Source organism: Microcoleus sp. FACHB-1515 (genome assembly GCF_014696105.1).
GTDB lineage: Bacteria > Cyanobacteriota > Cyanobacteriia > Elainellales > Elainellaceae > JAAUTJ01.
This window is the reverse complement of record NZ_JACJPO010000033.1, coordinates 75,885-89,904: the sequence shown is the minus strand read 5'-3', so window position 1 is coordinate 89,904 and position 14,020 is coordinate 75,885. Positions and strand designations below refer to the sequence as shown.

The following is a 14,020-nucleotide window of genomic DNA, read 5'->3' as shown; positions in this document are numbered from 1 at the left end:
GATCTTCCAGGCTGGCAAAATGGTTGAGAATGGTCGGAGCAATCGTCAATTCATCCATGACATGGAGCAGATTTAGCGTAAGCCTGCATCCTACCCCAATTACTCCAACCTCAATTTAGATGCGTTTGCCCTGCCCGCCCCCTCACTTCAATGCAAAGACGACCAGCAACAGCGGTACAATAGATAGCCGATTGTCCTCGCAAAGCAGCAAAATTCATGATTTCCAGTAACGACTTTCGCCCTGGTGTCAGCATTGTTCTTGACGGCTCCGTTTGGCGCGTAGTGGAGTTTTTGCACGTCAAGCCAGGAAAAGGGTCTGCCTTCGTTCGTACCAAGCTCAAAAACGCCCAAAATGGCAACGTGGTTGAGCGCACCTTTCGAGCAGGCGAAACTGTGCCGCAGGCCGTCCTGGAAAAATCCACGATGCAGCACACCTACAAAGAGGGCGACGACTACGTTTTCATGGACATGGAAAGCTACGAGGAAGGTCGCCTCAGCGCTGCCCAAATTGGCGATCGCGTTAAATATCTCAAGGACGGCATGGAAGTCAACGTGGTGCGCTGGGGCGATCAGGTGATTGACGTGGAACTGCCAAACTCCGTTGTTCTAGAGGTGACGCAGACCGATCCGGGTGTCAAAGGCGACACGGCAACAGGCGGAACCAAACCCGCGATCGTCGAAACCGGAGCGCAAGTGCAAGTGCCGTTGTTTATTTCGATCGGTGAGCGCATCCGCATCGACACCCGCGACGACAAATACCTCGGTCGCGAATAGCTTCAATTTCGAGCGTCTTGACAGTGGTTCGCTCCTCACCCACTCGCTCAAGCGCACTGTATGTTAGGCAAAAACTGTGGAATTAAATTTTAATGAAATTCGCGAACTGCTCGCGGTACTTCAGCAGACCGATATTGCAGAACTCTCGATCAAAAGCAGCGATTTTGAATTAACCGTCCGCAAAGACCGAGCAGGCAGCGATCGCCCACCTCCACCTGATGCACCTGAACTGCCCTCCGCAGTTGCACCGCCGCCTGTTCCTGTTCCTGCCGCTGCTCCAACGCCACCGCCCAAAGCCGATCGCCTGCTGGAAGTGGTTTCACCAATGGTTGGCACGTTCTATCGCGCACCGGGACCAGAAGAGCCGCCCTATGTGGAAGTGGGCGATCGCATCCGCGTTGGGCAGGCGGTTTGCATCATTGAGGCGATGAAGCTGATGAACGAGCTAGAAGCGGAAGTGGCCGGAGAAATTGTTGAGATTTTGGTGCAGAATGGTCAGCCCGTTGAGTACGGCCAGCCGCTGATGCGCGTCAACCCAGGCTAGGGTGTGTTCAGACCTTCTGGTTGTTTGGTTTTCCGGTGGAGATCTCCCTAAATCCCCCTCATCAAGGGGGACTTTGAGGGGTGGTTTGGCTCCCTCCTTAGCAAGGCGGGTGGGGGAGAATCAATGCCTGTTAAAACTCACCAGTCGAGCAGTTGACAGCGCCGAATTGCCAGGAGGAGCGATCGCCCCGCATCGCTCCAATTTTGCTGCTTGACGACTTGCTTAGATTTTGTTAACAATTACCTCAATTGAGCAAAGTTCCTTTACTTCTTGAGAGCCTCAACGCTGCAAGCTTCATCGAATCTTCATGGAGTTGAAGAATTTTGCTGTACCCTTAAAGATTTTGCAAAGACGACCCAATTCCTTCTGCTGCATTTTCAGTTGCGCCCTAACATTCCGGAATAGATATAAATAAGTATTTTCACGGTCTATATCAGGACGCTCAATTATGAACCGCAGTGCAGCAGAACCCGATTCAGAAGCCGTCCTTGCGTTGCCCTCCCTTAATCGCTTGCCGCATCCTTCTACCGCTTGCATCATCAAGCGAACCCTCGATCTTTTGGGCAGTTTAGTTGGCTTACTCATTTTTGCTGCGGTGTTTTTGCCGATCGCGATCGCCATCAAGTTCGACAGTGCAGGGCCGATCTTTTACAAGCAGGAGCGCTATGGACTGCACGGAAAAACGTTTACGATGTACAAGTTTCGATCGATGGTGCCAAACGCCGACGAACTCAAAGCACTGATTCCCAACGAAGCCAAAGGCTTAATTTTTAAGAACGAACAAGACCCGCGCATCACTCGTGTCGGTCGCTTTCTCCGCCAGACAAGTCTTGATGAACTGCCGCAGTTTTGGAACGTTTTCATAGGCGAAATGAGCCTGGTGGGAACACGCCCGCCAACGGCGGATGAAGTGCAGCACTACAGCGATCGCCACTGGCAGCGATTAAACGTCAAACCCGGACTGACCGGAGAATGGCAGGTGAACGGGCGATCGAGCATCAAAGACTTTGAAAAAATTGTCGATCTCGATTTACGCTACCAAAATCAATGGCATCCGCTCTACGATTTCGTGATTATTTTCAGAACGATTCAAGTGCTTTTTAAGAAGGGTTCAGCCTACTAATCCTTGGATTTCCAAAAGTCTTGCAGAGCAGAATCATCGACGAGATAAGCAGAATCTCCATCGCGAATTCCGCGTTTGCCTTGTCGTGGAAAAACGCCAATATCAAAGCGAACTTTTTCACCACCCACGAGATAAACCAGATCTTCATCGAAAGGATTGCGGAGATGATGCGGCGGCTGATGCAATCTCTGATGCTTTGAGCAAATTCGGTTTCTCAGTCATTAGTTTTCCTCCAAATCGGCCTGAGCGCGAATTAATCGCTGAACGCTAGCGAGTGTGCGGTTAAATTCATGGCCGCGCTGCTGCGGATTGTTCAGATACGCCTGCTGCTCTTCTTCGATCATGAGTACATCTTGACGCACCAAACCATCGAGCAGCTTTTGCGCCGAACCAAATAAACGATTCTTGACAAATCGCCGGAAGGGAACGGGCAATTTGTGCAGCCGCCAAAAAGCATTGAGTGACGTGAAATGAATCAGATAAGCGCGAGTTGAAGTGAGCGATCGCGGACAAAACAAACAGTAAATCTTAAAGTCATTGCCCAAGGTCGAAACCCAATGCGGATATACATAGCTGACATTCAACGGTTCAGGATGCAGTCGCCTCAGGGCAGGAAAAAATAGCTGTGAAATTGACCAAATTTTATCGATTTTGTAATAGCTTTGGGCTTGGTAGAGGGCATCAACGCGATCGCTCGTTTCCTGCAATTCCTGCAAAACCGGATCAGCCCAGGCTTGCCAATTATCATGCAAATGCCCGTGATACATATCCATCAAATTCTCGATCAGATATGAATAATGAGCGTTGCAATCGATGACTGAAACAGTGGCAATGTAATTGAGATGATCCCATTCAGGAATGCCGAAAAGGTCGATCGATTCCGCCTTCTTCTCACCCGGAAACAGCCAAATAAATCCATCTTGTTCTCGCACCGGATAAGCTTGAATTTTGCCGCTCGGTAATTTTTGATTCTCCTCCAAATACGGCACGTCCACACATTTTCCTGACCCATCAAAGCACCAGCCATGATAGGCGCACTCGATGCGATCGCCCTTCACTACGCCATGACTCAGCTTCACCTGCCGATGTGGACAGCGATCTTCCAAGGCGTTGATTTTGCCTTGTGAATCGCGAAACAGAACGATCGATCGATTCCATAACGTGATGGCGATCGGATTGGTTGTCACTTCGCTGCTTTGAGCAACGACATACCAGTGATTCGGGTTGATGCCTGCTTGCCGGACATCATGAATTGAAGAAGTGGGGCGATCGGATGTAGAGGTCATAACAAAATTTCGTTGATTAATAAATAGTTCTTACTTGAAAACTTGAAATTTGCTTCTTCCAGATTTTAGCTAAATAGGCCAAGCTGTCTGTTGTTATTTGCTGCATTCTTTAAGTTGTCATCCTGACTATTAGCTCTGCTCTCCGACATACCATCATGACGTGCAGCCGCAGAAGCCTCACCCCAACTTGAAAAGTACTCATCATAATATCGAATTGAATACTTTCCATAATTGATTACATCTTCACGAGAGGGCATTCTGCCTAGCTGATTTGCCACTCGTTTTACCTCTAGTTGTAACTCTTTCTTTGAAATTTCATAAACCTGTTTAATTTTACGGGGAACACGACTGTTTTTCTCCGTCAGCTTTCGCTCTTCTTTTCTAAAAGGATCAAGTCCTTGACGAATTTCTTCATGTCTTGCTTCCGCAATTTGATGATATTTCTCAGAGATTTCAATACCGATGTATTGTCTTCCAAGTTGGTGAGCTGTAAGGGACGTTGTGCCTACTCCGTTAAAGCAGTCCAAAACAACCTCGTTTCTATTTGTAAAAATACAAATTAAGCGATACAGCAATTGAGGAGGTAGTTGACAAAGATGATCAACTCGGCGGCTATTGTGCTTTAGACGATGAATATCCCACCACAAGTCGGTTAGCATCCCTCTGTCCGTTAATTCAAGCGCATTTCGTTTACGGACGCACTCTGCGCGTAAGCAATAATTCTGAGCTAATGGAGCCAGTGGCAGAAAAGTTCTGGAGCTACTTGGTGTATCGAGGCTATTTTTCTGATTAACAAGACCAGGAAGCGATCGCGATTTTCCTTTGCTAAAACAGAGAATGGCATAGTGAGCGGGCATAATCTTCCGCACAGGAAAAGATAAAGCATCCCAAGCTATCCAGTTCTGAAATTCTAAAATCTTCTCCAAAAACAAAAAGTGTCGGATAGCCCATAAAGGTATATTTAGAATTGCAAGTGTACGTCCCGGTCGTAAAACACGTGCAACTTCTTTGATCCAAATATCACACCATAAGAAATACTCTTGTATTGACAAATCATCCGAATAACCGTTGTAGTTTTTGCCAAGATTATAGGGTGGGTCAATAAAAGCAAAATCCACTGAGTTGCTTGGTAGCTGCTTTAATTGCTCAAGACAATCACCGTTAATCAACTGGCTAATGGCATCCTCAGAACAAGCAGTTTCGCTGAATAAGCTGAGTTGGGATTTATAAAGAACACTTTGGTTCTCAGTAGCATAGAAGGTTGAATTTTTTAGATTTCGACAATCTAATACTCGTAATTCTTGATAGCCTTCAAGTCCAAACAAATCAGAGAATCTTTCGATTACATCAGACAGGTCTGCCTCTAAGTCGCAGGCAATATCACGCCAAATATCTGAAATTAAAGTTCCATAAGAATTATAAGTGTGCTTCTTTCCACCATAATCTTTTGTTGTTCTGTCACAAGCTGGACAATACGTATATTTGATGCGGGTGACAGTATGCTTTAAAGCTCCTTGATAAGCTGTGTGAACGAGTGCGCCAAAGTGGTAGTTTGGAAGCGATCGTTTTTCAACACTATATTGAGGTGTTTTTCGCTTGATACTTATCCATAGTTGATAAACCAGCGGAACGTTTGACTGAACATGAACAAGCTGATTCGAGCTACCAATGGTAATCAGAGTAGCATTTTTTCCTAAAAGTTCAATAGATTCTTTTAGGACAGAGTAAAAGCTATCTGACTGTGATCGAATAGGTAGGACAATTAGGCAGACATCATTAAATCCGGCTATATGCTGGCTGATATTTTCTTGCTCTGTAATTGTGACTTGATTGATTGATAAAGACTTACCATCTTCAGAAAAATGTGTCATAAACTCTACCCTAGAAACTCAGTAATAAATTCTGCTAGTCTCATCAGTTCGGATGGAGTAAATGCGACAGAACAATCGCTATTCTCACAGATAAGGCGTATTGCTTGATGCCGCTCGAAGTTTCCAGCACCATCAACGACATAAGCCAGTTTGTGTCCTGCCTGCTGCACCTGAGTGTAGCTAGCACTAGCTTCCCTTGACTTACGTTGTATCACGCTGTTTGTTGTAACCTGAAAGCTTACTTCGATGCCAACATAGTTATTATTTCGGGAAACAACAAGATCAAAGTTCGTTTCTTTACCGGATGCAGGATCATAGTGTGTTACACCTGGCAAGCTACCATCTTTCCGAACTCTAACACCATCTAAAGAAATATTTTCTTCTAGAAATTCTGCTACAAAGTCTTGCGCTGCATGGCCGAGTGAATTTGAGGTCGTCCCTTTCGATATCGTACTTACCCAAATATACCGTTGTTTTACATATTCCTCTAATTTACTTTTGCTGCCAAGATAGTTGCAGATTTCGCATTTGGCAAACCAGGCAGAAGTCTCTTCATCTAATGCGTTTGACCCAACTAGAAGTAAAACAATCAACTCTTTAATGTATTCATTTAGCTCATAATTCTGAAAAAGAGTTGAGCCTTCAATACCAATTTTTTTCTTGATGTTGCCTGAGTTTGCATTGAATAGGGATTGAAAGCAGTAAGCTCTAACCTGCCCGTCCCACTCGTACTGAAGCTCACCAGAAGGAATATACTTTCTCAGGTTTGTGATAGTTCGTTTAATATTTTCGCCGCTGAAGTCTGATAGAACAACTAGGTGTTTTAAGAACAAGTTCGGTCGCATTGTTGCTGACGGCAATATGTTCAAAAATTCTTCAACAGTGCGTACCGGAAAATTTAGAATTGAGATAAATTCATCTTGTGTCTTTAATAGTTCAGTTATCACTGCTGCACCAGCATCTTCATCTGCAAGTTCAACAGGCCATGACAAAGCAGCATTTTGTTCCAGTTGTTCAACAGTACGGCGATAATTCATAGGACTAGGAATGACGTTTTGCCTGGGGTAAACAATATACACCATCAAATCTAGAAATTGGTTGTGGTGAGGTTGCAGTGCAGATAGTTAATTGTTAAACCGAACCATCTGCACTGCATTTGCTAGTTAAATTTGCAGCAAGCCTTCCGGATTGACGGTGAACAGCGATCGCCTTTGCAGTCCTTCCTGATGCAAAATGCCATTTGCTGCCAACAATCCGCTACTAATTGCCCGCTCCATTAAGCCACTGGGAAAGGGCATTTTCACCCAATCTCCGGCGAATAAAAGATTGGGAATGGCGGTGATGGTTTCGGGGCGATCGGCATAGCTTCCGGGCGGATAGCCGGAGAAGTTTTTCTGGTTCACCAGTTCACGATGCAGCAGGGTTGCTTCTTTCAAGCTCGGCACAATTTCATACAGTTCTTGCTCGAAAGTGGCGAGCAAATCTTGCTGTGTGGGGAAATCTTTTTCTTTGTAGCAGTAGGCGTGGAGTTCGACGACGCTGCCGCCTGTCCGCGCATTCCATTCGATGAACTGATCTTGGATGCGGTGGTAAAGCGTGATGCTGTCGGTGAGCTTGTAGCCGGAAAGTGACGTGAAATTGCTGTGTTCCCAGTCGAAGGTGCGATCGAACCAGAACCGACAAACCGCAAACGGATCGGCCACCACGAGTTTAGAAATCTGCGATCGCACTTCAGCATTTGCGCCGTCCATGCGGGTAAAGAGTTGCTGTACACCCGGAACATCTGTGGCAAAAACGTAGTAGTCGGCCTGAATTGTTTGGGAAGGTGGGGCGGAAGGTTCGATCGCGGCAAGCTGCACCTGATCGCCGTCACGCTGACTAACTTGAAATTTTGGCAAATCTCGTTGGGCTGGCCCCTTCACCACTCGGCCTTCAGCATCGAAAATTGCGCCGTGACAGGGGCAGTGGAATTCACCGTTTTCTTGCGGTTGAACGGTGCAGCCTTGGTGAGTGCAGGTGAGCGAAATCGCTTTATCCTCAGTGACGGCAAAGACGCGATCGCCCGCGCCAAAAAATTCCTTGCCTTCGGTTGCGGGGATCGTTTGATTTTGCGATACCCAGAACGGGATTGTTTCGGCTTCGCCTGTTTGATAGCTGAGATTGCAGACTTTTCCCTCGGTGCAGGCGATCGCACTCACATTCGCTCCCGTAATGATTTGGCCGCCTTTGGCGCGGATCGATTGGGCGATCGGCTGGACGAGCGAAGTTCCCATGTCCTGCCTTGTGCCGTTGAAAGCGAGTCCTTCAGGATTGCCGAAGAAGTAGAAGTGGAAAAACTGCATCAGTTCGCCTGCGCTCATCAGGTCGGGCGCGTTGAGGCTGGATTTGGCAAACGGCAGAAAGTAGAGGTCATACAGGCCGCGAGGAAAATCGTCTGCCACCCAATCGGTAACTGAAAGATGATCGAGGCGGGCGAAGCTTTTTTGCTGGTGGAAGCCGCTGATCGCTCGGAATACCTGCAAGTGAGCGGGATGCGTCAGGTTGATGCCCCAGCGGAAGCGGTTGGGGGAAGCGATCGCCAAATCGATGATATTCCAGGGAAAGGCGGAGTGGCTGGGGCGAAACACTTCCGGCTGATAGGCATTGTCGCGGAACACGACCGAATAGCGTTCCAAATCAACAAAGTTTGCCTGAATTGCCAGTTCCGAGACGATGCTTTTCAGGTTGTAATACTGCGGGAAGAAGCCGTGAAAGCCATGCTCCATCATAAATTCGTCGTTGCCAACTCGGATCGGCCAACTGGCGATTTTTCCGCCGAGTTGGGGCGATCGCTCCAGCAAGGTGACGGCAAATCCGCGCTGCGATAGCTCGTAGGCGCAGGCTAATCCCGCCAGTCCGCCCCCCACGACGACTACAGTTTTAGATTGATTTCCAAGATATTTGGGCAAATCCAAAGTATCTTGCTGATACACGCTGGGCTGCGGCTTGGCGAAGCGCGAATACCCGATCGCACCGCTGACGGCTCCTACTCCAAACATTTTGAGCAGAGTGCGGCGCGAAAATTCAAACTCAAACATCGATCGACTCACTCGGAAAACCACTCCTGAACATGAAATACTGGCGCGAAACTGTAGCAGTAGCACAAAGAATCTTGACTGAGTTGTTACGCAGGCGACGCAGCCTGATTTTTTGGAGTATTTTCCCCGTTTCGATTCTTTTGCTCAACGGAACGATCTTGGCAGATCGGGCAAATTTAGCGATGGACGTGGCGTTTGGCAATGCGGCTCCTTCGACGTTGGTGGGCGCGGCGCTGTTTTTTAGCTGCTTGGGCGGCAGCGTGGCGACGGTAGTGGCCGAACGCGAACAGCAAACCCTCAAACGTTTATTTATCTCACCTTTGAGCGGAACGGCCTATTTCTTAGGAATTTTTCTAGCTCATGCCTGCATTGGGCTGGGTCAAGCGATTTTGGTGTATGCGATCGCGTCCTTTTGGCAAGTTCAATTTCAGGGATCGCTGCTGCTGGGAGTGGTCATTCTTCTCCTCAGCATCATTTCCTACGTCGGGGTTGGCTTCATTTTGGGAACCCAACTCGCCCGCCGCATCGAAGATGTCAACGCGCTTGTCGCCACTTTTGGCGTACCGCTGTTGATTTTGGGCGGCGCATTTTTGCCCATTTCCCTCTTTCCGGAATCGCTGTTGAATCTGGCAAAATTCAACCCGATCTATCACATGAACGAAGCGTTAACCAAAGTTTCTGCGAATGGCGATGACCTGAGTGCGATCGCTCCTCACTTTCAATTCCTTGCTATTTTCGCGTTTGCAATGGTCGCAGCAGGCTGGCTTTCCTACCGTCGAATGCTCAATGTTGAAAGAAGGCTGTAGAAATTGTTTCTGTACAGAAACGGCAGTTTCGCGATCGCCTCACGCCTTCATCCGATCGCAGGGGAGGCCATGATCATTCCTGCCCAACCGATCGCAATGCCCAGCAAACAGCCGATGATCACCTGAAACGGCGTGTGGCCGAGCAGTTCTTTCAGGCGGGCTTCGGTGAACTCGGTTTTTTCGTGAAACAGTTCATCGACGATTTGATTGAGGATGCGGGCTTGCTTGCCTGCCGCCTGCCGGACGCCCGCCGCGTCGTACATGACGATCAGCGCGAAGACAAAGGCGATCGCAAACTCGGCACTTGCCCAGCCCGTCAGGATTCCCACACAGGTCGCCAGCGCGGTTACAAAAGCGGAATGAGCGCTGGGCATTCCGCCAGTTTCGACCAGAGTGCGAAAATTGACTTTGCCATGTCGGAGCAGTTCGATCGCCAGCTTCAGAATTTGGGCAATGAGACTGGCTGAGATGGCAATGATCAGCGCGAAATTATGAAAAATGTCACCGATGTCCTGCATGAATGCGTCCTAGTTGTGGCGGGCGGTGATGTAGTCTGCGAGTGCCTGAAGCGGTTTTGCCGCCTCACCGTAAACATCCAGTCCGGCCTTGGCGCGATCGACAAGCTGCTGCGCCTGCCGCTGCGATTCTTCGATGCCCCAGAAGCTCGGATAGGTCGCTTTTTGCGCCTGAACATCTTTTCCCGCCGTTTTGCCGAGTTCTTCCTGAGTGGCCGTGATGTCCAGCACGTCATCGACAATTTGAAAGGCCAGCCCGATGTCTTGCGCGTAGTTCGACAGGCGATCGACATCTGCCGCATTTGCCCCCGCCAGGATTGCGCCCGACACGACCGAAGCATCCAGCAGAGCGGCGGTTTTGTGGCGATGGATGAAAGTTAAGGTTTCGATCGACACATCCGGCTTACCTTCCACTTCCAGATCGACGACTTGCCCGCCGACCAGTCCCGCCGCACCGACTGCCCGACCCAAGCGGGCGATCACTTGCAGGACGCGATCGGGCGCGACATTGCGTGTCTGAACAGCGATGTACTCGAACGCATAAGCTAGCAGTCCGTCTCCGGCCAAAATCGCCACGTCTTCGCCATAAACTTTGTGATTGGTGAGTTTGCCGCGCCGATAGTCGTCGTTATCCATTGCCGGAAGGTCATCGTGAATCAGCGACATGGTGTGAATCATTTCCAGGGCGCAGGCGGTCGGCATCGCCTGATCGATCGATCCGCCCATCAGTTCGCAAGTTGCCAAACACAAAATCGGACGCAAGCGCTTTCCGCCCGCCAGCAGCGAATAGCGCATCGCCTCATAAATCTTTTCGGGATACGTCACCGCGATCGAATTCTCCAGCGCGACCTCGACTTGGCTTTGGCGATCGCGCAGGTAGGTGGAGAGGTCAAAGGGGGTGATGGTGTTTGTCATGACGATTCAACGTTTGAATGCTAAAGGGCTTTCCAACACAGGCGCTAGCGTATCGATCGCTGGCTATAACTCCATACCGTATTTTGCAGCAGCATGGCAACTGTCATCGCGCCGACGCCACCGGGGACGGGCGTAATCCAGGAGGCGATCGCCTCAACCGCGTCAAACTGCACGTCGCCCACCAGTCGCGTACTGCCGTCGGGATTTTCGATCCGGTTGATTCCCACGTCGATCACGGTTGCGCCCGGTTTCACCATGTCTGGTGTGACAAATCCCGCTCGGCCAACAGCGGCAACGAAAATATCGGCAGTGCGGGCGATCGCGGCAATATCTGGGGTGCGGGAGTGAGCGATCGTCACAGTCGCATCGGCTTCCAAAAGCATCAATCCCATCGGTTTCCCGACGAGAATGCTGCGTCCCAGCACAACCGCCTGCTTGCCTTTGGGATCAATGTCATATGCTCTAAGAATTTCCATCACGCCTGCGGGCGTACAGCTTCGCAATCCCGATTCGCCGCGCACCAAGCGACCCATGTTTGTGGGGTGGAGTCCGTCTGCGTCTTTGGCGGGATCGATCGAGTTGAGCAGCGCAACGGCATCGAGATGTTTGGGCAGCGGCAACTGAACGAGAATTCCGTCTACGCGATCGTCCTGATTGAGCTTGTGAATTGCGGTTGCGACCTGTTCTTGCGTGGCATCAGCGGAAAAATGCTGACCAAACGAATCGATGCCCACGTTGGCACAGGCTCGCTCTTTGCCGCGCACATAGGCAGCACTGGCCGGATCGTCACCAACGCGAACAACGGCCAATCCGGGCGATCGCTGCCCCTGCGATCGAAACGCTTCTACCTGCTGCGTCAGCTTGGCTTGAATTTGCTGTGCTAGTGCTTTGCCGTCGAGTAGCCCCGCCATATCCTCATCCGCTAAAGTGGGAACGGATTTCACCCCCGCTATCTTTGCCAGTGTCTCACAGATTGACCGTGCGAAAGCTGCTGTTGCTGGTGCTGCTGTTTGGCTTGACAAGCTGTAGCGTCATGGCCGCGCAGGTCGGCATTCCCTGGACAAGCTCGATCGCGCAGGTGCGATCGAACCCGCCGATCGGCTGGAGCGTTTATTTAGAAGGAACCGTTCGCCAAGTTGTGCCGATGGTCGATCAGCAAATGTATGAACTCAAAGACGAATCGGGTGATGTTTGGGTGTTGACCAAAACGGCAGTGCAGCCAGGCGAAACCGTGAAAATTCGCGGCACGGTGCGGTTTGAAAGCATTGAGGTGAACGGGCAAGAACAAGGCGAAGTCTACATCGAAGAACGCGACAGACTGTAGGCGGTTTCGCGATCGCTACGACCCATTCGATCGCACTGCAAATCCGATGTGGTTGGCGATCGGACGCTGGCGCATCGGCAGTTTGGTGTGAATCGGCGCATTCAAAATCGTCACTTTTTGGTTCGTCCGAACGGCCAGCGTGGTCGAGCCGCCGCCATCCAGATTAATCGCGCTATTCGCTCCCAAGCCCAGCGCGATCGATGCGACTTCGGCCAGCGTTGCGCCTTCGCTGTAAAGCGGCTGCTTGCCGTCGATCGCAATCAGCCAGATTTGCTGACTCGAAGGCGCGATCGCGACAACCGTGCGAGCATAGGGCGGGTCAGGTTGAGTGGAATCAGCGACGATCGATCGACCCTGAGCGAGCAAAATTTCGCTGCCTGCAACGGCCTCAGTCGTGTTCGGCGGACAGTTGGCTTCGACAATTTGGGCGCGATCGCTCGCAAAGCACAAAACAGGCCATCCGGGTTCACGGACGGAATAGGAATTGCCCTGCGCGATCGATTTGCCGATCGTGTTGACGCGATCGCCGCTGTGCGGATAAAAATCCCAGGGCGTTTCTTCGCGGAAGGGAAAGAAAAAGCTGGCGTTGACAGCAAGCTGCAAGTCAAACTCGCGCAAAAATTCGGCTGTGGTTTGGGCGATCGTTTCGGTTCGATCGGGCGTCGGATTTCCAGGCGTGACAAACACCCGCAAACCCGGAGTCGTCAGGTCGATCGAAACGATGTGAATCATCATCGGGCGAGGATCGCGGCGAAATTCGCGCTGGTAGGCAATGCCTGGAAACAGGAATCGCACCTCGTTCGTTTGCGGTGGACGTTGCCAGCAGAGGACGGCATAGAGTACGAATGGCAATAGCAATGCGGCGATCGCCGCCATTTTGTACTTCATCAATTCCACCGCCTCGATCGATGTCGCCTTTATCTTCGCTGAATTTTGCTCATCAAGATTTACGCAACCGCAGCTTTCGGCGGCAAGACCTTTGCGGCGCAGACTTTCGCGGGGCAGATTTGCGCGGCTGCGACTTCAGCAGAGCAAGGCTGCGATCGGCCAATTTTGATTCCGCCCGCCTCGGCCAATCTCGTCAACGGCTTTTGCTGCCGCTGGGAGTCATGCTGACTATCGCGATCGCAATGTTCGACGCTATCAGCCATATGCTGTTTGGCGTCCTTGGTCGCACGGCGGCAGAATCCGGCTGGTCGTTTGTGATCGCCCTGTGTGTAGCTTTGACGATCGCCGCCACCGCAATTTTGCTGCCCCACCCTGCCGCCACGCTGCTGTCGGGAACAGCATCCGGCGCACTGCTGAGCTTCTACTACGGCGGGCGATCGGCAGGCAATGACGCACGCATGGCGATCGCCAGTGCTGTTGCAGGCGGCATCGTCTGCTTCATTTTGCTGGGGTATGGCTTGAGGACGCGCCACACTCTGTCGATCGCGCCTGCTTTGGTTTGTGCGACGATCGCAGCCTATGCGCTCGCTTGGTTTACGGGAACTTGGGCGATCGCGGCTGCCACTGCAAGCGGATATCGATCGCTTGGATTAATTTTCACTGTTGTTTCACTTGCCTATTTCGCTATCACTTTAAGCACCCTGATTCGACTTGCTAAAATCGTTCGATCGCTTGGTGAAACTTGCTTCTACCAAGCCGATTTAACTGGGGCAAAATTCGCAAATACGATCTTAAGAAATGCTGACTTTGCGGGTGCGATCGGATTCACAAATTTGGATGATCAGTAGATAGACACAATTCAATTAAAAAACAGGAGACCCAAAGCCGATCGCTTAT

The 14,020-nt window shown here is 50.4% G+C and carries 15 protein-coding genes; 6 read left to right on the top strand and 9 right to left on the bottom strand.

Features of this window, described 5'->3' with window-relative positions; translation table 11 throughout:
- Nucleotides 1-216: 216 nt before the first annotated feature.
- The 3 genes from efp (at nucleotide 217) to H6F67_RS11470 (ending at nucleotide 2,441) form a co-directional block, all read left to right on the top strand.
- Entirely contained in the window at nucleotides 217-774 is a 558-nt protein-coding gene (gene efp, locus H6F67_RS11480; RefSeq protein WP_190766445.1) for an elongation factor P, read from the top strand.
- Nucleotides 775-850: 76 nt separating this feature from the next.
- On the top strand, nucleotides 851-1,318 hold the full coding sequence (accB, locus tag H6F67_RS11475) for an acetyl-CoA carboxylase biotin carboxyl carrier protein (RefSeq protein WP_190766442.1): 468 nt from the start codon (nucleotides 851-853) through the stop codon (nucleotides 1,316-1,318).
- Between the two features lie 448 nt (nucleotides 1,319-1,766).
- Nucleotides 1,767-2,441 carry a sugar transferase gene (locus tag H6F67_RS11470; protein WP_190766440.1) on the top strand — a complete coding sequence of 225 codons (675 nt, stop codon included), beginning with the start codon at nucleotides 1,767-1,769 and terminating at the stop codon, nucleotides 2,439-2,441.
- On the opposite strand, the gene H6F67_RS11465 is transcribed toward H6F67_RS11470, so the two are convergent.
- The 5 genes from H6F67_RS11465 to H6F67_RS11445 all read right to left on the bottom strand — a co-directional run bounded on the left by H6F67_RS11465 (nucleotide 2,438) and on the right by H6F67_RS11445 (nucleotide 8,675).
- Nucleotides 2,438-2,626: a hypothetical protein gene (locus H6F67_RS11465; RefSeq protein WP_242020599.1), complete on the bottom strand. Its 189-nt coding sequence runs from the start codon at nucleotides 2,624-2,626 to the stop codon at nucleotides 2,438-2,440. The two genes, H6F67_RS11470 and H6F67_RS11465, sit on opposite strands and share 4 nt — an antisense overlap.
- Before the next feature lie 36 nt (nucleotides 2,627-2,662).
- The gene (locus tag H6F67_RS11460; protein ID WP_190766438.1) at nucleotides 2,663-3,727 is read right to left on the bottom strand and encodes an aromatic ring-hydroxylating dioxygenase subunit alpha; all 1,065 of its coding nucleotides are present in this window, start codon (nucleotides 3,725-3,727) and stop codon (nucleotides 2,663-2,665) included.
- A 65-nt stretch (nucleotides 3,728-3,792) separates the two neighbouring features.
- Nucleotides 3,793-5,598 (bottom strand): DNA methyltransferase, encoded by a 1,806-nt coding sequence (locus tag H6F67_RS11455; protein WP_190766436.1) that lies wholly within the window; start codon nucleotides 5,596-5,598, stop codon nucleotides 3,793-3,795.
- A gap of 5 nt (nucleotides 5,599-5,603) precedes the next feature.
- On the bottom strand, nucleotides 5,604-6,635 hold the full coding sequence (locus H6F67_RS11450; protein ID WP_190766434.1) for a restriction endonuclease: 1,032 nt from the start codon (nucleotides 6,633-6,635) through the stop codon (nucleotides 5,604-5,606).
- 126 nt (nucleotides 6,636-6,761) lie between these two features.
- Complete coding sequence (locus H6F67_RS11445; protein WP_242020601.1) at nucleotides 6,762-8,675, bottom strand: FAD-dependent oxidoreductase; 1,914 nt, start codon at nucleotides 8,673-8,675, stop codon at nucleotides 6,762-6,764.
- Nucleotides 8,676-8,707: 32 nt separating this feature from the next.
- On the opposite strand from H6F67_RS11445, the gene H6F67_RS11440 reads away from it, so the two are divergent.
- Nucleotides 8,708-9,481 carry an ABC transporter permease gene (locus H6F67_RS11440; RefSeq protein WP_190766432.1) on the top strand — a complete coding sequence of 258 codons (774 nt, stop codon included), beginning with the start codon at nucleotides 8,708-8,710 and terminating at the stop codon, nucleotides 9,479-9,481.
- 47 nt (nucleotides 9,482-9,528) lie between these two features.
- Here H6F67_RS11440 and H6F67_RS11435 read toward each other — a convergent pair whose 3' ends face one another.
- From H6F67_RS11435 to folD, 3 genes are read right to left on the bottom strand one after another with little or no spacing between them, the layout of a single operon-like run.
- On the bottom strand, nucleotides 9,529-9,999 hold the full coding sequence (locus tag H6F67_RS11435) for a divergent PAP2 family protein (RefSeq protein WP_190766430.1): 471 nt from the start codon (nucleotides 9,997-9,999) through the stop codon (nucleotides 9,529-9,531).
- Nucleotides 10,000-10,008: 9 nt separating this feature from the next.
- Nucleotides 10,009-10,911: a geranylgeranyl diphosphate synthase CrtE gene (crtE, locus tag H6F67_RS11430; RefSeq protein ID WP_190766429.1), complete on the bottom strand. Its 903-nt coding sequence runs from the start codon at nucleotides 10,909-10,911 to the stop codon at nucleotides 10,009-10,011.
- Nucleotides 10,912-10,955: 44 nt separating this feature from the next.
- Nucleotides 10,956-11,822, bottom strand: a complete 867-nt coding sequence (folD, locus tag H6F67_RS11425) for a bifunctional methylenetetrahydrofolate dehydrogenase/methenyltetrahydrofolate cyclohydrolase FolD (protein ID WP_190766457.1) — start codon at nucleotides 11,820-11,822, stop codon at nucleotides 10,956-10,958.
- Nucleotides 11,823-11,872: 50 nt separating this feature from the next.
- On the opposite strand from folD, the gene H6F67_RS11420 reads away from it, so the two are divergent.
- Nucleotides 11,873-12,235: a DNA-binding protein gene (locus H6F67_RS11420; protein ID WP_190766427.1), complete on the top strand. Its 363-nt coding sequence runs from the start codon at nucleotides 11,873-11,875 to the stop codon at nucleotides 12,233-12,235.
- A 15-nt stretch (nucleotides 12,236-12,250) separates the two neighbouring features.
- Here H6F67_RS11420 and H6F67_RS11415 read toward each other — a convergent pair whose 3' ends face one another.
- A complete protein-coding gene (locus H6F67_RS11415) occupies nucleotides 12,251-13,123 on the bottom strand; it encodes a phosphodiester glycosidase family protein (RefSeq protein ID WP_190766425.1) in 873 nt (290 codons plus the stop codon).
- Between the two features lie 20 nt (nucleotides 13,124-13,143).
- On the opposite strand from H6F67_RS11415, the gene H6F67_RS11410 reads away from it, so the two are divergent.
- Nucleotides 13,144-13,971, top strand: coding sequence for a pentapeptide repeat-containing protein (locus tag H6F67_RS11410; protein WP_190766423.1), 828 nt, complete (start codon nucleotides 13,144-13,146; stop codon nucleotides 13,969-13,971).
- The last annotated feature ends 49 nt before the right edge of the window (nucleotides 13,972-14,020 follow it).